This is a genomic window from Flavobacterium qiangtangense, from assembly GCF_042658345.1.
GTDB classification, from domain to species: domain Bacteria; phylum Bacteroidota; class Bacteroidia; order Flavobacteriales; family Flavobacteriaceae; genus Flavobacterium; species Flavobacterium qiangtangense.
In genome coordinates this window covers 280,124-297,631 of sequence record NZ_JBHSQB010000010.1, presented here as the reverse complement: position 1 = coordinate 297,631, position 17,508 = coordinate 280,124, and the positions used below count along the sequence as shown (strand labels likewise).

The window sequence follows — 17,508 nt, the reverse complement described above, 5'->3', positions numbered from 1 at the left end:
TAATAATATTCGCTATTTTAACAGAAATTATTTAATTATATTGAAAAGTGTGGAAAACATCTACAGTGATAGTATCTTTGCCCCAAATTTTCTACACATCGTGAACTTACAGCAATACACAAGAGAATTCTCTTATAATTTAAAATTGGCTTATCCTATTATATTAGGGATGCTCGGACATACTTTAATTGGAATTGTAGATAATATAATGGTCGGGAAACTTGGCGCGGCAGAATTGGCGGCGGTTTCGCTTGGAAACAGTTTTATTTTTATCGCTATTTCTCTCGGAATTGGATTTTCAACGGCAATCACACCAATTGTAGCACAAGCCGATGCTTCAAAAAATACCGATGATATTCGTGCCACTTTTCACCACGGATTATTTTTGTGTACGATTCTCGGAATTTCACTTTTTGGCGTAATTGTTTTGGCAAAACCATTAATGAATTATATGGGCCAGCGCGAAGAAGTAATCGTCTTGGCAAGACCTTATATTGACTGGGTGGCTTTTTCGCTAATTCCAATGGTGGTTTATCAAGGTTACAAACAGTTCGCTGACGGACTTTCAATGACAAAATATTCGATGTACGCAATCATTATGGCAAACGTCGTTCACATAATTTTAAATTATTTATTGATTTACGGAATTTGGATTTTTCCAAAAATGGGAATTATCGGAGCCGCTTTAGGAACCGTGATTTCAAGATTTATGATGCTGATTTTTATGCACGTAATTTTATCTAAAAATAGCAAGTTAAAAGCATATTTTCAGAATTTTAGTTTTCAAGATATCAAGAAATCAATGCTGAATAAAATCATAAATCTCGGACTTCCGTCGGCCATGCAGATGTTTTTTGAAGTAGCCTTGTTCACAGCAGCGATTTGGCTTTCAGGTTCTCTAGGGAAAACAAGTCAGGCGGCGAACCAAATTGCGTTGAGTTTGGCTTCGGCTACATTCATGTTTGCGATGGGATTGAGCGTTGCAGCAATGATTCGTGTGAGTAACCAAAAAGGGTTATCTGATTTCAAGAAATTAGTCGTTGTGGCAAGATCAATTTTCTTGCTAGCCATAATTTTAGAAACAGTTTTTGCTATTTTCTTCATCGCTTTTCACCAATTTTTACCACATTTTTTCTTAAATATGGAAAACACGATGTTGGTTTTAGACAACGAAGAAGTAATTGCCATTGCAGCAAAATTGCTGTTAGTTGCAGCCGTTTTTCAAATTTCTGACGGAATTCAAGTCGTAGTTTTAGGTGCGTTGCGAGGTTTGCAAGATGTAAAAATTCCGATGTATATTACTTTTGCGGCGTATTGGGTTGTAGGTTTTCCAATTTCCTATTATTTAGGAAAATTTACCGAACTAAAAGCCACAGGAATCTGGATCGGACTTTTGGCTGGTTTGACAGTTGCCGCAGTATTTTTGTATATTCGCTTTAATTATTTGACCAAAAAATTGATCATTAGTTCAGAAACAAATAAGGAGATTGCCAACAGCGACTCATAATTCATAACTCATAATTCATAACTCAAAAATGGAATTACCAAAATTTTTATTAGGAGACAACACTGATTTTCCAGAAGATATTTTTATCATCCACATGGATTATCCTCGATTCATAATCAATTTAAAAGACGATGAAGTGGAGTTTTTAGAAGAGGCTGAAGATCTTGACGAAGGCGAACTTAACGAAGTTATGGAAACGTTAATCATAGAAGCAAATGACTTTTATGATAGAGAAGTGGGAAGATACGAGGAGTAGGCAATGTTCAGATTGCAGTTTTCAGATTACAGTCGATTTAGACTTTAGAAATTATATAAACCAAACAGATTAATTATGAGATTCCAAGATTTATTAGCTTATAAAAAATCTTTTGAAGTTGCAATGGCAATTTTTGAAGTATCTAAAAGTTTTCCTTCGGAAGAAAAATATTCACTTACTGATCAAGCGCGAAGATCTTCGAGAAGTGTTTCGGCAAATATTGCAGAAGCTACAAGAAAAAGAATTTATGAAAAGCACTTTATTTCAAAACTTACTGATAGTGATGCTGAAAATTCTGAAACCCAAGTCTGGTTAGAATATGCTTATTCTTGTGGTTATTTAGATTTGGAAGTATTCAACAGTTTAACTGAAAAAAGTTTGGAGGTTGGGAAATTGTTAAACTATATGATGAGAAATCCAAACAAGTTTCTTTAGTCTGAAATTTTTAAGGTAATCAAATTCCTGAAATCTGCCGACTGAAATCTGTTATCTAAAATACTTCTCAAGCAAAACTGAAGCGGCAGCAAACGGTGAAATTTCGTTGTTTTGCACCGCTTTTTTATTTTCCTCCAATAAATTTTTAATCTCCGGATGATTGAAAAAATTGGTTTTCAATTGTTCATTTATGGTTTCCAAAAGCCAATGTTGGTTTTGGGCTTGACGTCTTTCGTTGAAATAATTATTTTCTTTCGTAAGATTTAAATACTCTGAAATCATTTCCAAAACATTTGAAATTCCGTCGTGAGTTATGGCGCTTGCCGTAATCACTTTGGGTTGCCAGCCAGAACTTTTCGCAGGAAATAGATGTAAAGCACGATTGAATTCTGTCTTGGCTAAATTCGCCTTTTTGATGTTATCGCCGTCGGCTTTGTTGATCACGATAGCATCCGCCATTTCCATAATACCACGTTTAATTCCTTGTAACTCATCGCCCGCGCCAGAAATTTTCAGGAGTAAAAAGAAATCAACCATACTGTGAACGGCAGTTTCACTTTGGCCAACGCCAACAGTTTCAATGACAATCATATCAAAACCACAAGCTTCGCATAAAATAATGGTTTCGCGAGTTTTTCGGGCAACACCGCCCAAAGTTTCGCCAGAAGCCGAAGGTCTGATGTAAGCGTTTTCATCTTTGACCAATTCTTCCATTCGGGTTTTATCGCCAAGAATGCTTCCGTTGGAAATCGTACTGCTGGGATCAACCGCCAAAACCGCGACCTTCTTTCCGTTAGAAGTCAGATACTTTCCAAAAGCTTCAATAAAAGTACTTTTTCCAACGCCGGGAACTCCCGTAATTCCTAATCTTACAGAATTATTGGCATAAGGCAAACACGCTTGAATGACTTGATTTGCTTTTTCCAAATGCTTTGGATTCGTGCTTTCCACCAAAGTAATTGCTCGAGAAAGAGCCGTTTTATCACCTTTTAAAATTCCAGAAATCAATTCTTCTGCCGAAGGTTGGCGCTTTCGAGATTGAATAATTTGCGCAACAGATGCCACACCAATACTTTCCGGCTGTGGGATTCCGTCTTTTTCTTGCAACGCTGATTTATGTAGATTTGGTTTGGACACTTTTTATATTTTGAAAAGTAAAAGTAGGGAAAAGGAGGTAAGTTTGAAAGTCTTAAAGTCAAAAGTCATAAAGTCGCTGGATTGCAAAAAAAAGATATAAAATAAGAAATCTCGCGAGTCACAATAATTTGCGACTTTGCGAGAAATCAATTAGCGTCTTTTGACTTTAAGACGTTGCAACTTAATAAGCCGCCGTAAAACGAACTTGATGATGCTTTGGATTTTCAATTTCGTCAGCCAAAACCACAGCCACATCTTCACCAGAAAGTAGGCTTCGTCCTTCTTCATTAAAAACAGGATTGTCAGTACCTAAACGATATTTCCCAGTTCTTCCTGTAGTAATTCCCGGATGCATTTCGATCGCCGGACTGAAAAATGCCCAATCTAAATCTTTTTCTTCTTTAATAATGTCTAAATATTCACGTGCTGCAGTTGCTCCCGGTTTGATGTCAGCAGGAAAATCTGGACCGTCAACCAATTGTTTTCCGTCGATGTACAAACTTCCGGCACCGCCAATAGTGATCAATCTTTTTACGCCGGAAAGTTTTACCGCTTCCTGAATTGCTTTAGCCCCTTTTAAGAAGTCAGCAGAAATATTTGGATTCGTCCAACCTGGATTAAATGCGCTGATAACGGCATCGTGACCTTTTAAAATTGCAGACAAAGCTTCTATATTGTAAACGTCAGTGGCAACATATTTTAAGTTGTCTTTGTCAGATTCTTGCGCGGTTCTAGAAATTGCCGTAACCTCGTGTTTGCGGTTTGATAATTCATTTGTAAGGCTTTTGCCAAGGAAGCCAGTGGCTCCGATAAGTGCGATTTTCATAAGTATTGAATTTATAAGTAATAAAAAATGTTACAGTTTAATATAAAAAAAAGGCTAGAATTTATCTGAGAATTCCGTTAAGGAAATCCCGCTTAATTGCACGCTGATTTTCTGATTGATATCGGCATACAATTCATCCAAATTTTTATTGATTTGTTTTCCAACTGGACAATCTGGATTCGGATCATTTTTTGAATAACCTAAAGAAACCGTTTCAAAAGTCATCTTAAAAATATGATCAAGACTAATTTCGGAAGCTGGTTTCAGCAATTTTGTACCGCCGTTTTTTCCTTCTTTGCTTTCCACAATATGATTTTTCTTCAGGTTTGCAATCTCCTTTCGGACCAAAACCGGATGCAAATTCATGCTTCCCGCGATAAAGTCTGAAGACAAATATTCGTCTGGAAACTTTGAAAGCAACGTAAGAATGTGAAGTGTTATGGCGAATTTACCTGAAATCATACTGTAATAAATTATATTACAAATGTAGTTGTTTTAATTGTATCGAAGGTTTTTTATTAAGAATTATTTAAGATTTAAACCACTTCAAACAAATATTCAAGCCTTAATTTTGCGCCACAAATTAGTCCTACAATTTTATGACCACAAAACAAAAATATTCCATACTTTTTATACTTGGAGGCTTGTCTGCCTTGGCGCCATTCAGCATCGACATGTATCTTCCCGCATTTCCTTCGATTGCAAAATCATTGAATACTGATATTTCTCAAGTGGCTTTATCGCTAACAAGTTACTTCATCGGAATCAGCATCGGCCAATTATTCTACGGACCAATTACCGACAAATTCGGAAGAAAAAAACCTCTAATTTTCGGACTTTCATTATTTCTTTTGGCTTCCATTGGTTGCGCGTTATCGCCAGACATCAATTGGCTGATTGCCATGCGAGTTGTTTTGGCTTTAGGCGGTTGCGTGGGAATGGTGGTAAGTAGAGCAGTGGTTCGCGACTTATTTCCAGTCTCAGAAATAGCAAAAATATTCTCGATCTTGATGCTGATTGTGGGCGTTGCACCAATTTTAGCACCAACAATCGGTGGCTGGGTTTTGACGGTTTCTTCTTGGCGAACAATTTTCTATTTCTTGACCACTTTTAGTTTCATATTGATTATTTGTGTGTTCTTTTTTCTGCCGGAAAGCAAGAATCCAAATCGTGCCAAATCCTTGAAAGCAAAAGATGTTTTGAACGATTATGCCGATGTTTTGAAAGAAAAAACATTTTTATATTACGCGTTGGCAAGCAGTATTGCCATGGCGGGAATGTTCGCTTATATCAGCGGTTCGCCGTTTGTTTTTATGAAATTCCACGGTTTTACTGAACAACAATATGGTTGGGTTTTCGGTGGCAACGCAATGGGTTTCATCATCGGAAGCCAAATGAATCGCGTACTTTTAAATAAATTTTCTTCGTTACAAGTTATTACAATCTCAAGTATTATTTTGGTTGGAATTTCAATTTTAATGTTCGTTTTATTCGGATTAAATTTACTGTCGCCAGGACTTTTAATTGCAATGATTTTCACTTTTTTATTCTCACTCGGATTGTTAGTTCCAAATTGCACGGCTTTGGCTTTGGCGCCATTTACTTACAACGCCGGAAGCGCTTCGGCATTAATCGGATTTATCCAAATGATTACTGGCGCAGGAATTTCTGCATTGGTGAGCCTTTTGCACAACGGAACGACTTTTCCGATGGTTTTTGGAATGTTTTTCTGCGGAACGATTTGCTTTTTGATTATCTTGCTTTTGAATTTTAAGATTAAAAAGTGGAAAGCAGAAATCGCTTAATTATTAGCCACGAATTCACGAATTTATTTTTAACTTCAAAAAAAAGCAGACGTTTGAAATTCGTGAATTCGTGGCAAAAAACAATTTATGGATAGCATAATTTTACTATTTCTATGTATGATTTTAGGAATCGCTTTACAACGAGTAAAGGCGTTTCCCGCGAATTCACATCAGGTTTTAAACCAATTTGTTATATATATTTCGTTGCCAGCATTAGCCTTATTTTATATTCCAAAAATTGAAATAAGTACCAAACTTTTATTTCCACTCGGAATTGCTTGGATTGGATTTTTATTAGCTTTTTTATTTTTTAACGTACTAGGAAAATATTTTGGCTGGTCTAAAAAACTCATCGGATGTTTGGTTTTGACAGGCGGTTTGGGAAATACTTCGTTCGTAGGTTTTCCAGTAATCGAAGCACTTTATGGCAAAAAAGGCATGGAAACCGCAATTATAGTTGACCAACCAGGAACCTTTGTCGTGATGGCGACTTTAGGAATTATCGTCGCTTCAATTTATTCCAAAGGAACTCCGAATCCAAAAGCGATTGCTTCCAAAATTTTACTATTCCCTCCATTTATCGCGTTTTTCTTGGCGGTAATGATGAACGTTTTAAAATTTGATTTTGTGGAAGATTTGCAGTTGGTTTTTCAACGTTTAGGAAATACGGTTACTCCAATCGCTTTAGTAGCTGTCGGATTACAATTAAAGATTGACAAGCGAAGCCAGCACTGGAATTTTCTGACTTTAGGTTTGTTATTCAAATTAGTAATCACGCCTTTGTTTTTCGTAATTCTTTATAAATTTATTCTAAAAGGTAGCGGCATCGAAGTGGATGTTTCTATTTTAGAATCGGCGATGGCACCAATGATTACTGCGGCAATTTTAGCTTCAAGTTATGGCTTGAAACCAAAATTAAGCAGTATGATGATTGGTTTTGGCATCCCGATTTCTTTTGTGACGCTCGCTTTTTGGTATTATATTTTGAACATTCTGTAGATTTCCTTCTTACAAATTATCTTTTTTTAAGACATATTTTAACCTTTGAAGCGTACTTTTGCACCAGATTTTAAATCCTATGAAAGAAACTTTAAACGTTGATAACGCTGTTGCAACTGACAACGCGCAAAAAACGGTTTACCCAATTTTATTTTCGATTGCATTTGCGCATTTATTAAACGATATGCTTCAGGCGGTGATTCCGTCGGTATATCCAATTTTGAAGGATAGTTATCAATTATCGTTTACACAAATTGGTCTGATTACGTTTGCTTATCAAATGGCGGCTTCGATTTTACAGCCTTTCGTCGGACTTTACACTGATAAAAAACCACAGCCCTATTCTCAAATTTACGGAATGCTTTTTACGCTTTGCGGCATTATTTTGCTGTCGTTTGCCGATCATTTTTATATCATAATTATCTCGGTAATTTTAGTCGGAATTGGTTCTTCGATTTTTCATCCCGAAGCTTCCCGAATTTCGTTCTTGGCTTCTGGCGGAAAACGTGGTTTGGCACAATCGGTTTTTCAATTAGGAGGAAATGCAGGAACAGCAATCGGCCCTTTATTAGTGGCGCTTTTGGTGGTTCCAAATTCTCAAAAATACATTTTGGTTTTTGTGATTGTTGCCACAATTGCATTATTCGTTTTACGACATATCGCGGTTTGGTATGACAATCATTTGACGTTGCGTTCCAAGAAAAAAGTCGAAATAATTCTTCCAGATTTATCTCAGACAAAGATTGTTGTTTCTGTTGTAATCTTGCTGGTTTTGATCTTTTCAAAGTTCTTTTATATGGCAAGCATGTCGAGTTATTTTACTTTTTATTTGATTGAAAAATTCAATCTTTCAGTTCAAGATGCGCAGTTTCATCTGTTTTTATTTTTAGCTTCCTGCGCGGTCGGAACTTTGATGGGCGGACCAATGGGCGATAAATTCGGAAGAAAATATGTCATCTGGTTCTCAGTTTTAGGCGCGGCACCGTTTGCCTTGATGTTGCCTTACGTCGATTTATTTTGGACAGGCGTTTTATCCGTAATCATCGGTTTAATTATATCTTCTGCTTTTCCAGCGATTTTGGTTTATGCGCAAGAATTACTTCCAAAAAAACTCGGAATGGTTTCTGGACTTTTCTACGGATTTGCCTTCGGAATGGGCGGTTTGGGTTCCGCTTTATTAGGATATACCGCCGATCATATTGGTATTGAAAGAGTTTATGAAATTTGCGCTTATTTGCCTTTAATCGGAATAATAGCTTTGTTTCTTCCAAATTTGAAAAAGAAGATTTAACACCGATTGCCTTTTTAATCTTGTTAATTTCAGTAATTTTATGGTTCTAGATTAACCAAAAAACCACAGAAATCATGATTAGAATTTTTAGTACAGCGCAAAACAAAGGTTTGACCAATATGATGCTGTTTATAGTTAGGGCGACGGTGAGTTGTTTCATGCTCGTTCACGGAATCGGAAAGTGGCAGATGCTGATGTCTGGCGCTGATACAAGTCAATTTCCAGATCCGCTTGGTGTGGGACATTCGACTTCCTTAGGCTTGGCTGTTTTTGCCGAAGTTGTTTGTTCAGGATTACTTTTTATAGGTTTTGCCACACGATTAGTTGTCGTTCCTTTGATCTTCACAATGGTAATCGCAGTCTTTGTGGTTCACGGTTCACAAGGTTTTCAAGAACGTGAATTGGCTTCACTTTATTTGTTGATTTACCTGCTTTTATTGATTACCGGAAGCGGAAAATATTCTATAGACCATTTTATTTATAAAAAAACGAAGGCTACGAATTATTAAGTTTCTAATAAAAAATTATTGCCACAGATTTAAGATTTTCACGGATTTTACAAAAACATAAGTCCGTTTTAATCCTTACATCTGTGGCATTTTTCTTTTGGATAAAATCAAAAATGATAGGATCTTACTCATAAATTAATAGTATTTTTGAAAATTGTTAGCTCATTAAATCATACTATGAAAACTGATATTTTATCTCCAGAAATAATCCAAAAATTTCAAAACATAGTTGGTCAATCTTTTCTTTTTTTAGACCAAGAAACCCGAAATAATTATGGACACGATGAAACGGAAGATTATGTTTTTCCGCCAAGCGTAGTTTTAAAACCCAGAACTGTTGAGGAAATTTCTGAAATTATGAAATTGGCTTTTCAGTATGAAATTCCGGTGACCCCAATCGGCGGAAGAACTGGTTTGAGCGGTGGTGCTTTGTCAATTCACGGTGGCATTGGTCTTTCGATGGATCGATTCAATAAAATTCTGCACATTGACGAACAAAATCTTCAAGTAATTGTGGAACCTGGCGTTGTTACTCAAACTTTGCAGGAAGCTGTTCTTGAAAAAAGCCTCTTTTATCCGCCAGATCCAAGCAGTCGCGGAAGCTGTTTTATTGGAGGAAACGTAGCTGAAAATGCCGGTGGTGCAAGAGCCGTAAAATATGGAGTTACAAAAGATTATGTCTTAAATCTGGAAGTTGTTTTGCCCAATGGCGAAATTATCTGGACAGGAGCAAATACTTTGAAAAATTCTACCGGATATAATCTGACACAATTGATGGTGGGAAGCGAAGGAACACTCGGAATTATTACTAAAATCGTAATGAAATTGCTTCCAAAAAATTCTCATAATATTTTAATGCTGGTTCCTTTTTTCAATTCGAGCCAAGCTTGTGAAGCGGTCGCGAAGATTTTTAAAGCCGGAATCACGCCAAGTGCTTTGGAATTTATGGAACGCGATGCGATTGACTGGACTTTGCGTTTTGTGGATGGCGTGAGCTTAAATATAAAAGACGAAGTGCAAGCGCATTTGTTGATTGAAGTGGACGGAAATTATCCTGATGTTTTGTTTTCAGAAGCGGAGAAAATCACTGAAGTTTTGGAACAATTTGACATCGACGAAATACTTTTTGCCGATTCTGAAGACCAAAAAAATGCACTTTGGAAATTGAGAAGAGCAGTAGGCGAGGCGGTAAAATCGAATTCAATTTATAAGGAAGAAGATACAGTGGTTCCAAGATATGAATTGCCGAAATTATTGGAAGGAATCAAATCAATCGGGAAGAAATATGGCTTTAAATCAGTTTGTTATGGTCATGCTGGCGATGGAAATCTTCATGTAAACATCGTTAAAGGCGAAATGTCAGACGAAGATTGGAATACAGAAATCCCAAAAGGAATTCGCGAAATTTTTGAATTGACTGTTGCGTTGAAAGGAACTTTATCAGGCGAACACGGAATCGGCTACGTCCAAAAAAACTATATGAATATCGCTTTTAGCCAAACGCAATTGCTTGTAATGAAAGGAATTAAAACTGTTTTTGATCCCAAAAACATTATGAATCCTGGTAAAGTTTTACCGGATAATTTATAATTTTTAAAGAAAGATTTCACAGATTCACACGGATTTATTCTGTGCAAATCTGTGAAATCTATGTTTTATAATGTTGCAGATTTTGCCTTCGGAAGAATTCTATTCGCTAATTTTCCAATGGTTAATCCTTGGACGATTATAGAAAACACCACAACAAAATAAGTTATTGCCAAAATAATCTGCTTGTTCGGACCTTCCGCAATTGATAATGCTAAAGCAATTGAAACACCGCCACGCAGTCCTCCCCAAACCAAAATCTTGATCGTAGATTTCTCGAATTTTTTTCTGAAAGGAATAATTTTCGTCGGAATCCAGATGGAGATAAATCTGGCGAAAAGCACAATTACAATACAAATCAATCCGATTTTCCAAAAACTTACAATATTCGGAATCAAAAGCAATTCAAATCCGATGAAAAGGAAAAGAATGGCATTTAAAATTTCATCGATTAATTCCCAAAATTTGTCCAAATAATCCTTTGTAATTGGTGACATTCCTGACTTTTTTCTTCCAAAGTTCCCGATAATCAATCCGGCTGCAACCATCGTCAACGGACCAGAAATGTGCATCGCCTGAGCAATTAAATAACCGCCCATCACCACAGAAAGTGTGATCAAAACCGATACTTTATAATCGTCAACTCGGTGCATTGCTTTCGAAGCTCCGATTCCTAAAATAATTCCTAAAATAAATCCGCCCAAAGCTTCTTTAACCAAAAGCCAAGAAACGTGCGCTAAAGAAAAATCGCTCGCTGGATCTTGTGCCAATTGAAGAATTACGGCAAAAACCACAACGGCAACACCATCATTAAAAAGGGATTCTCCCGCAATTTTTGTTTCCAAAGATTTTGGAACGTGCGCATTTTTCAAGATACTTAAAACTGCGATTGGATCGGTTGGAGAAATTAAAGCTCCGAACAATAAACAGTAAATAAACGGAACGTCTAATGTTAGATATGACGTGACGAAATCGAGAATAATTCCAATAACAAGTGTAGAAATAATTACGCTAATCGTCGAGAAAACCATGATTGGCCCGCGTTGCTCTCTTAGATCTTTTAGGTTAACGTGAATCGCTCCGGCAAAAAGCAGGAAGTTCAGCATTGCGCCCATCAAGACTTCGGTGAAATCAAATTCAGATATTAATTTTGAAAAATTGGTAAATGTTTTAGGGAAAATATTTCCAGAAATTACAAGTAAAATTGAAGAAACCATCGCAATAATCATAATTCCGATAGTTGGGGGAAGTTTTAAGAACCTAAAGTTGATGTATGCGAAAAATGACGCTAGAACGATAAGAACAGAAAACGAGTAGTATAACTCCATAAGTATTATTTTTTTTGGCTTTTTACAAAAATAGAGAAACACAAGCCTAAACAAAAGCGAGGCCTAATTTTTTTTGGAAAATTTGGCAAAAAAAATCCCCGAATTGCTTCAGGGATTAAAATTAGTCTCTCTTTGGAGTATTTTTCTTCTCGCGTTTTTCCTCTTTTTTCTCCTTTGCAGTTTTAAGAGGTTCTTTTTTTACGGTTTTCTTTGCGTCTTGACTCTTTGCCATTTTGTTTTGATTTTAGATTTATGAATTGATCTGATTCCAGTATTTTGACGAAAAATTTAGTCTTAAATCATACCTCTGAAATCAAAATTGCTATTAAAGTCCCAGTTGTTTTTTGATGTTTTCGTCAAAAAGAACAGCAAACATTTGGTCACTATATGTCAAATAAGTCCATTTGTTTTTGGTTGTTTCATCAGCAACAGCCACCATTTTAGCCTTTGCTTTAATATTCATTGTTTTTTTAGCGGCATCATAAGTCACGTCGTCTGTTTTCATATTTGTTTTAAATAATCCAACATAATTTTCAACTTCCGCAGCCGGAATTGGTTCATCCCAAATTACTTGCAAAGCATTATCGTGATTGATTACCGCAAAAGACTGATTTCCGATTTTCTTGATTTCGCCGAAAACAAAATTGGGAGCCGCTGGCAACATCACAATTTTAAAACCTTGATTTCCATCAAATGTAGATTTTAAGCTTTCAAGAACCGCTTCTCTGGGCGCAAGCGTAAATAATTTTGGATACGTCATATCCAATAATGCGTTATAATCTTTGGCAACCGTTTTGTCAATTAATGTTTGAGCACCAGCTTTCATTGACGCTGCATCTTGCGAAAAACCGGTGTAAGATGCAAGAACAAATAGAGCGGTGTAAAATAATTTTTTCATAATGATTTTTGTTTGTAGGTATAAATGTAAATAAAAATCCTCCGATTGCCGAAACAAATGGAGGATTTTTAAGAATTTATTATAAAATATTATTTGCTTAAATAGCTTGAAATTTTGCTTGCAATTTCATTTTGTCCCAAATTACTTGTCAAATATTCTCTGTCAGAAGTGTTTGATAAAAAGCCTAATTCTAGTGTAACCGCCGCTGTATTTGATTTTTTCAAAACCATAAATGGAGCCATTTTTACGCCTCTGCTTTTGATTTTTTCGGTTGATAAAATAGAAACCAATTCTTCGGCGTGGGCTTTAGAATCTTCATATTTTGCATTTTCTTCACTTACAAAAGCTTCAATGCCGCTTGTTGTTTCATTCGGGTTTTTATTCACGTGAAGCGATAAAACCAAATCAGCATTCAGGTTGTTAATTGCGTCAACTCTATCGGCTAATGATTTAAATTCGTCGTCATTTCGAAGCAAAATAATTTCAACATTATCATTGGTATTCAAGCTTTTTATTTTTTTTGCAATCTTTGAAGTGATTTCTTTTTCGCTATGAAAACCGTGTGTCGCGCCAACGTCGTGTCCGCCATGTCCAGCATCAATGACAATCAATTTTTTATTTGCCGGAGTTGTAAATGACATTGCGCCAACTAAGAGCGCCATCCCTAAAATTCTAAATGCGTGTTTCATAATCGAGGGTTTTAATGGTTAAGTATTGACTTAGAACGGTTAATGTACGAAAATATTTTCAAACAAAGACATTTTTTACAATTTCAAAATTTCTTCAGTTCGATTACAACGAATATTAAACTCTGAAGCCAATTCCTTAATTCGAGGCACATCTTCTTTTAAAACCAACATTAATTGTATGGAATCGCCAAAACTGTCTCCAAATTCAATCAATTCTAATTCAGGATAATTTTCATCAATTTGCTTTGAAACCCATTCTAAATATTCCTGGGTATTCAGTTTCAATTCATAAGGATATTCCGGAAAATCGCCTTCAAATTCATCGACAATCAGTTCGTGGATTTCGTCAATTTTATCTCCAGTAATTATAAAATCATAAATTTCATTGGTAATTGCAAATTGCAAAGCATCTTCTGGAGCATATTCGTCAAGCCATTCTGCGTCATTTTCTTTCAGATATTCCTTCGGATTTTCTTGTGCCAAAGTTAGATTTGCAAAGATTTCTTCTTCGTTTTCTAATTCAAAATCGGCTAGAAGTAATTTTATAAGTTCTTTTATTTTGTCCATTTTTTTATAATTTCTCTAAAGTTAATAATTTCTAACTGCAAACTGCAAACTGCAAACTGCAAACTGCAAACTGCAAACTGCAAACTGCAAACTGCAAACTGCAAACTGCAAACTGCAAACTGCAAACTGCAAACTGCAAACTGCAAACTATCTAAATATCAATCAAACAGTTCCAATTTCTTCATTCTCGAACTAATTGCGCCTTTTGTTCTTCCAAAATGCAATGCCAAATCTTTCGGATTCACGCCTTCCATCCACAAAACCGTCAGTTCTTCATCCAGCTCTCTTGTCCAAGGTCGATACGCATCTTTATTGGTTTCTCTCGATTTTTCGACGTAATTCGGAGTTTCTTTTTTCTCTAAATTTTCTCGTTTCGGGAATGAATATTTCTTTGGGTCTGCCTTTTCAGGAAGTTCTTTAATCAAGTGAATATTCTCAGAAACTGGAAAATTCTTAGGAACCAATTTCTCCGGAATTCTAATGCTGTTTTTTGTTCTGGTCACGGCCACATAAAGTAAGTTGATTTCCTCGTTCATTCGCGCCACATTTATATCTTCGCCCGAATGTTTCAGCTTGATCAAGCGGTCTTCGGTCATAAAATCGTTCACGATTTGAACCGTGTCATATTCCATTCCTTTGCAACGATGAACGGTCGAAAAAATAATTCTCGCCTTGTGTTTGTCCTCGTTTGAAACGTGTTTTTCCTTCAAAGATTTTAAAATTCCCGGGATTTTATTGCCATATTCTTTCACGATTTCCACCATCATTCCCAGTTGCGAATCATCTGTACTTTCAATATACGTTTCCAATTCCTTCATCGTTTTCATCTCCCGAATCACCTTGTCGCGAATCATTTCCCGATTTTTATTTTGGAGATTTAGCACGTCATATAACGACGCACCTTCGTCCGCATACGTGTAAGAATGAATATTTCCTTCAAAATAAATCTCATTGATATTCTTCTTTTCGGTAACATATTCAATCGCTTTCAAGAGTAAACCCAAATTGGTTCTTGCAATAATCGCCTTTGATTTTGAATCTTTATTAGTTCCGTTTCCGGAAATTGTAATCGTTTCCGGATTGTCAAAATGTATTTTATAATCCAAAACGCCCATCGCCAAGTCTGCAATATCTTGATTAAATCGAAAGCTTGTGGAAAGATTAAAGGTCTTGAATTTAGCTTTTTCCAAAGAATTTACCGCGTGTCGCCAACCATAAATCTGCTGATGTGTATCGCCAACAATCACTTTTGTAGCGTTTTGATTCAAGAAAATAGCCAACATTGCTGGCGAAGCGTCTTGTGCTTCATCAAACAAAATATAATCAAAAGCCAATTTCGGATTTTCTAATTGGAATTTTTTTAAGTAAAAATCATGCGTAATTTCGATTTCGCCTTTGTCCATTTTTGCCAAGAAAAGACGTGTGTACATTTCGATTTGGGCATAAAATGACTTGGCGACTTTTTTTGCTTTTTCGTCAAAAACAATATCTAAATAATTCAATTCTTGGACTTTTCTTTTGTCGCTATTGCAAAAATATGCTACGAATTTTAAGATATGATTCGCAATTACAAACTCAAAATGTTTCTCTGAATTTCCTTGTAATTTTAAAAGCTCAACGATTTCATTGGTTTTATAATCTTGATTTCGAACACGATAATTATAGTTGAAAACCACGTGTTTGTAAGCCAAAGAATGCGCAGTTTCGACAGTCACATTATCCAAATTGTTTTTCGAAAATTTCTCAGAAGCTTCCAATCTAACTGATTTGTTGAAAGCGAGATAGAGAATTCGGCTGTTTTTTGGCCTTGCTTTCGCGTATTCTAAAATCGTAGTCGTTTTTCCAGAACCTGCAACGGCGTTTATTTTGATGTCTCCAGAAGAATTTATTATGGCTTTTTGCTCTTTGGTTAGGTTCATTTTGGGCTTTTTAGGAGGGCAAAAATAGCTAAAAAAAATCCCCGAATTTGGTTGTTCGAGGATTATGTTTTTTTAATGTCTGTTGTCACAATAAATATCAACTTGGGTCGGTTTTTTGCTTAAAACCGTGATGTAATCGCAACCAAAAGAGTGATATTCAAATCCAAAAATCACAGGTTCTTTGTTCTTGAATAATTTTCCGGTCCATTGGTTTATGGTATTTCCTTCTTCTTTGTTTACAAAATTTAATGGAGTGAGAGAATCGCTTTCGCCTTCGCTAAAAATTTCTCCGTAAACAATGGCTTTTGTTTTTGAATTTATTACAAATAATCTTCTGGCAAAAACCATTTTATTACGGGAATAATCTTGAAGAAGGTATTGAAAATTGCCGTAGTCGGAACGGTATGTATTTCCCAGTTCGTACTTCTCTTGAAATGTTCCGTTTTCGTCATTTATTTTTCTAAATGGAAATTCCTTCGAATCGATTTTTTTCCAAGAAATAGGAGTCATTTGTTCTTGAGCAAACGGGTTTTCTTTTCCGACATACACTAAAATCTGATTAGAAAAATCCCCGAATTCCTTCAGAAACTTTTTGTCTATTTCAAAACCAATTTGATAATCATAATGCGAATGTGGCGGTTCGCTTCCGGTTTCGTAAATACTTAAATTGGCAACCGCATTTAGGTTTTTTACAGTAAACGAAGCAAGTTTGTTTTTCGCATAATCGTATAAAAATACGTTATCAGTTTCAGAGATTTTGGTAACTGATAAAAACTGTTTTCTGAATTTAGAATCTAATAAAATGTGTTCAAAATTTTTTTTATCTTCAGGAATTACTGGTAAATCTGGTTTTTCGCTAGACGGATAAATATCAGAAAGTGATACAAAAACTACTTTTTCATTTCTATTTGAAATATCGAAAATCTTTAAATCTTGGGCACAAATTGAACTGACGAAAAAGAAAAGAAAGAATAGGGCAGAAGCAATTTTTTTCATAATCTATTTCGTTGAAAATTCTCCAAAATGCCATAAAATTCCACTCGGGTCGTGCACAAAACATTCGCTTCCCCAATCGTTGTGCTGAATTGGCGATAATCTTGCGCCTTCATATTTTGCTGGAAGATTTAGTTCTAAAAGCTCGTCATAACATTCTTTTACATTTTCAACTTCCAAGAAAAGCATCGTATTGTCAATCCAATCTTTTACGTAAGCGTCTTGCAAATAAAAGGCAAATTCCTGTTTTTTGAAAAGGGACATATTGTGAAACAACACGACTTCCTCGAACCCTAAATCTTTGTAAAAATTTCTAGATATTTCGTAGTTTTTTGCTCCGATAAATGCACGAATTGATTTTGGTTTCATTAATTTGATTTTATATATGACTTTAAATTGTTGGAATAAGAACTCTCGTACACATATTCACACCAATCGCTAATTTTACCTGCTTCATCCATTTCAATAATGTATTGTGTAAATGATGGGCCTCTTCTTTGTGTTATGCTACTAATGTACTGATCGGCGCTAAATTTATAAGTAGGGTTGATATAAATGGTTTTATTCACAACACTTAAATCCCGACCTATCACTTCTTTGACTTTTTTATTGCCATATAGACTTATTTTTTTCGAAGCTATTTTAGTTACATTAACGGTATCTTTAGATTTAAGATTAAACTGTTGCAAACAGGCTTCGTTCATGTAATTCCATTTTTGGACTTCAGTTTTAACGTAGATTTTTTATTTTTATGCTTTATAA

The 17,508-nt window shown here is 35.6% G+C and carries 19 protein-coding genes; 8 read left to right on the top strand and 11 right to left on the bottom strand.

The window, feature by feature from the left end; all coding sequences use genetic code 11:
• Window positions 1-100 precede the first annotated feature (100 nt).
• The 3 genes from ACFPVY_RS15255 (at window position 101) to ACFPVY_RS15245 (ending at window position 2,198) form a co-directional block, all read left to right on the top strand.
• Window positions 101-1,507, top strand: coding sequence for an MATE family efflux transporter (locus tag ACFPVY_RS15255; RefSeq protein WP_379793085.1), 1,407 nt, complete (start codon window positions 101-103; stop codon window positions 1,505-1,507).
• A 28-nt stretch (window positions 1,508-1,535) separates the two neighbouring features.
• A complete protein-coding gene (locus ACFPVY_RS15250; RefSeq protein WP_379792990.1) occupies window positions 1,536-1,763 on the top strand; it encodes a hypothetical protein in 228 nt (75 codons plus the stop codon).
• 75 nt (window positions 1,764-1,838) lie between these two features.
• Window positions 1,839-2,198: a four helix bundle protein gene (locus ACFPVY_RS15245; protein WP_379792989.1), complete on the top strand. Its 360-nt coding sequence runs from the start codon at window positions 1,839-1,841 to the stop codon at window positions 2,196-2,198.
• 51 nt (window positions 2,199-2,249) lie between these two features.
• Here ACFPVY_RS15245 and meaB read toward each other — a convergent pair whose 3' ends face one another.
• The 3 genes from meaB to ACFPVY_RS15230 form a co-directional block, all read right to left on the bottom strand.
• A complete protein-coding gene (gene meaB / locus ACFPVY_RS15240) occupies window positions 2,250-3,335 on the bottom strand; it encodes a methylmalonyl Co-A mutase-associated GTPase MeaB (RefSeq protein ID WP_379792988.1) in 1,086 nt (361 codons plus the stop codon).
• 181 nt (window positions 3,336-3,516) lie between these two features.
• The gene (locus ACFPVY_RS15235; protein ID WP_379792987.1) at window positions 3,517-4,161 is read right to left on the bottom strand and encodes an NAD(P)-dependent oxidoreductase; all 645 of its coding nucleotides are present in this window, start codon (window positions 4,159-4,161) and stop codon (window positions 3,517-3,519) included.
• A 54-nt stretch (window positions 4,162-4,215) separates the two neighbouring features.
• Window positions 4,216-4,623: an RrF2 family transcriptional regulator gene (locus ACFPVY_RS15230; RefSeq protein ID WP_379792986.1), complete on the bottom strand. Its 408-nt coding sequence runs from the start codon at window positions 4,621-4,623 to the stop codon at window positions 4,216-4,218.
• Window positions 4,624-4,760: 137 nt separating this feature from the next.
• Between ACFPVY_RS15230 and ACFPVY_RS15225 the strand changes: the two genes are divergently transcribed.
• The 5 genes from ACFPVY_RS15225 to ACFPVY_RS15205 all read left to right on the top strand — a co-directional run bounded on the left by ACFPVY_RS15225 (window position 4,761) and on the right by ACFPVY_RS15205 (window position 10,355).
• Window positions 4,761-5,966: a multidrug effflux MFS transporter gene (locus ACFPVY_RS15225; protein WP_379792985.1), complete on the top strand. Its 1,206-nt coding sequence runs from the start codon at window positions 4,761-4,763 to the stop codon at window positions 5,964-5,966.
• 87 nt (window positions 5,967-6,053) lie between these two features.
• Window positions 6,054-6,965 (top strand): AEC family transporter, encoded by a 912-nt coding sequence (locus tag ACFPVY_RS15220; protein ID WP_379792984.1) that lies wholly within the window; start codon window positions 6,054-6,056, stop codon window positions 6,963-6,965.
• A 79-nt stretch (window positions 6,966-7,044) separates the two neighbouring features.
• A complete protein-coding gene (locus ACFPVY_RS15215; protein WP_379792983.1) occupies window positions 7,045-8,256 on the top strand; it encodes an MFS transporter in 1,212 nt (403 codons plus the stop codon).
• 74 nt (window positions 8,257-8,330) lie between these two features.
• A complete protein-coding gene (locus ACFPVY_RS15210) occupies window positions 8,331-8,765 on the top strand; it encodes a DoxX family protein (RefSeq protein WP_379792982.1) in 435 nt (144 codons plus the stop codon).
• A 177-nt stretch (window positions 8,766-8,942) separates the two neighbouring features.
• The gene (locus ACFPVY_RS15205; protein WP_379792981.1) at window positions 8,943-10,355 is read left to right on the top strand and encodes an FAD-binding oxidoreductase; all 1,413 of its coding nucleotides are present in this window, start codon (window positions 8,943-8,945) and stop codon (window positions 10,353-10,355) included.
• 65 nt (window positions 10,356-10,420) lie between these two features.
• On the opposite strand, the gene ACFPVY_RS15200 is transcribed toward ACFPVY_RS15205, so the two are convergent.
• The 8 genes from ACFPVY_RS15200 to ACFPVY_RS15165 all read right to left on the bottom strand — a co-directional run bounded on the left by ACFPVY_RS15200 (window position 10,421) and on the right by ACFPVY_RS15165 (window position 17,450).
• Complete coding sequence (locus tag ACFPVY_RS15200; protein ID WP_379792979.1) at window positions 10,421-11,680, bottom strand: cation:proton antiporter; 1,260 nt, start codon at window positions 11,678-11,680, stop codon at window positions 10,421-10,423.
• A 325-nt stretch (window positions 11,681-12,005) separates the two neighbouring features.
• Window positions 12,006-12,578 (bottom strand): hypothetical protein, encoded by a 573-nt coding sequence (locus ACFPVY_RS15195; RefSeq protein ID WP_379792978.1) that lies wholly within the window; start codon window positions 12,576-12,578, stop codon window positions 12,006-12,008.
• 89 nt (window positions 12,579-12,667) lie between these two features.
• Window positions 12,668-13,267, bottom strand: coding sequence for an N-acetylmuramoyl-L-alanine amidase family protein (locus ACFPVY_RS15190; RefSeq protein ID WP_379792977.1), 600 nt, complete (start codon window positions 13,265-13,267; stop codon window positions 12,668-12,670).
• Window positions 13,268-13,342: 75 nt separating this feature from the next.
• The gene (locus ACFPVY_RS15185) at window positions 13,343-13,834 is read right to left on the bottom strand and encodes a hypothetical protein (protein WP_379792976.1); all 492 of its coding nucleotides are present in this window, start codon (window positions 13,832-13,834) and stop codon (window positions 13,343-13,345) included.
• A 158-nt stretch (window positions 13,835-13,992) separates the two neighbouring features.
• A complete protein-coding gene (locus ACFPVY_RS15180; RefSeq protein ID WP_379792975.1) occupies window positions 13,993-15,753 on the bottom strand; it encodes a UvrD-helicase domain-containing protein in 1,761 nt (586 codons plus the stop codon).
• A gap of 72 nt (window positions 15,754-15,825) precedes the next feature.
• Window positions 15,826-16,749 (bottom strand): oxidoreductase, encoded by a 924-nt coding sequence (locus tag ACFPVY_RS15175; RefSeq protein WP_379792974.1) that lies wholly within the window; start codon window positions 16,747-16,749, stop codon window positions 15,826-15,828.
• Between the two features lie 3 nt (window positions 16,750-16,752).
• Window positions 16,753-17,115: a VOC family protein gene (locus tag ACFPVY_RS15170; RefSeq protein ID WP_379792973.1), complete on the bottom strand. Its 363-nt coding sequence runs from the start codon at window positions 17,113-17,115 to the stop codon at window positions 16,753-16,755.
• A complete protein-coding gene (locus ACFPVY_RS15165; protein WP_379792972.1) occupies window positions 17,115-17,450 on the bottom strand; it encodes a hypothetical protein in 336 nt (111 codons plus the stop codon). Before ACFPVY_RS15165 ends, ACFPVY_RS15170 begins: the two co-directional genes overlap by 1 nt.
• Window positions 17,451-17,508: the final 58 nt, after the last annotated feature.

Bases quoted from the DNA above. Each gene is read 5' to 3' on its own strand.
- ACFPVY_RS15250 (WP_379792990.1), top strand. From the start codon at position 1,536: ATGGAATTACCAAAATTTTTATTAGGAGACAACACTGATTTTCCAGAA.
- ACFPVY_RS15245 (WP_379792989.1), top strand. From the start codon at position 1,839: ATGAGATTCCAAGATTTATTAGCTTATAAAAAATCTTTTGAAGTTGCA.
- ACFPVY_RS15235 (WP_379792987.1), bottom strand. From the start codon at position 4,161: ATGAAAATCGCACTTATCGGAGCCACTGGCTTCCTTGGCAAAAGCCTT.
- ACFPVY_RS15230 (WP_379792986.1), bottom strand. From the start codon at position 4,623: ATGATTTCAGGTAAATTCGCCATAACACTTCACATTCTTACGTTGCTT.
- ACFPVY_RS15225 (WP_379792985.1), top strand. From the start codon at position 4,761: ATGACCACAAAACAAAAATATTCCATACTTTTTATACTTGGAGGCTTG.
- ACFPVY_RS15220 (WP_379792984.1), top strand. From the start codon at position 6,054: ATGGATAGCATAATTTTACTATTTCTATGTATGATTTTAGGAATCGCT.
- ACFPVY_RS15215 (WP_379792983.1), top strand. From the start codon at position 7,045: ATGAAAGAAACTTTAAACGTTGATAACGCTGTTGCAACTGACAACGCG.
- ACFPVY_RS15210 (WP_379792982.1), top strand. From the start codon at position 8,331: ATGATTAGAATTTTTAGTACAGCGCAAAACAAAGGTTTGACCAATATG.
- ACFPVY_RS15205 (WP_379792981.1), top strand. From the start codon at position 8,943: ATGAAAACTGATATTTTATCTCCAGAAATAATCCAAAAATTTCAAAAC.
- ACFPVY_RS15200 (WP_379792979.1), bottom strand. From the start codon at position 11,680: ATGGAGTTATACTACTCGTTTTCTGTTCTTATCGTTCTAGCGTCATTT.
- ACFPVY_RS15195 (WP_379792978.1), bottom strand. From the start codon at position 12,578: ATGAAAAAATTATTTTACACCGCTCTATTTGTTCTTGCATCTTACACC.
- ACFPVY_RS15190 (WP_379792977.1), bottom strand. From the start codon at position 13,267: ATGAAACACGCATTTAGAATTTTAGGGATGGCGCTCTTAGTTGGCGCA.
- ACFPVY_RS15185 (WP_379792976.1), bottom strand. From the start codon at position 13,834: ATGGACAAAATAAAAGAACTTATAAAATTACTTCTAGCCGATTTTGAA.
- ACFPVY_RS15180 (WP_379792975.1), bottom strand. From the start codon at position 15,753: ATGAACCTAACCAAAGAGCAAAAAGCCATAATAAATTCTTCTGGAGAC.
- ACFPVY_RS15175 (WP_379792974.1), bottom strand. From the start codon at position 16,749: ATGAAAAAAATTGCTTCTGCCCTATTCTTTCTTTTCTTTTTCGTCAGT.
- ACFPVY_RS15170 (WP_379792973.1), bottom strand. From the start codon at position 17,115: ATGAAACCAAAATCAATTCGTGCATTTATCGGAGCAAAAAACTACGAA.
- ACFPVY_RS15165 (WP_379792972.1), bottom strand. From the start codon at position 17,450: ATGAACGAAGCCTGTTTGCAACAGTTTAATCTTAAATCTAAAGATACC.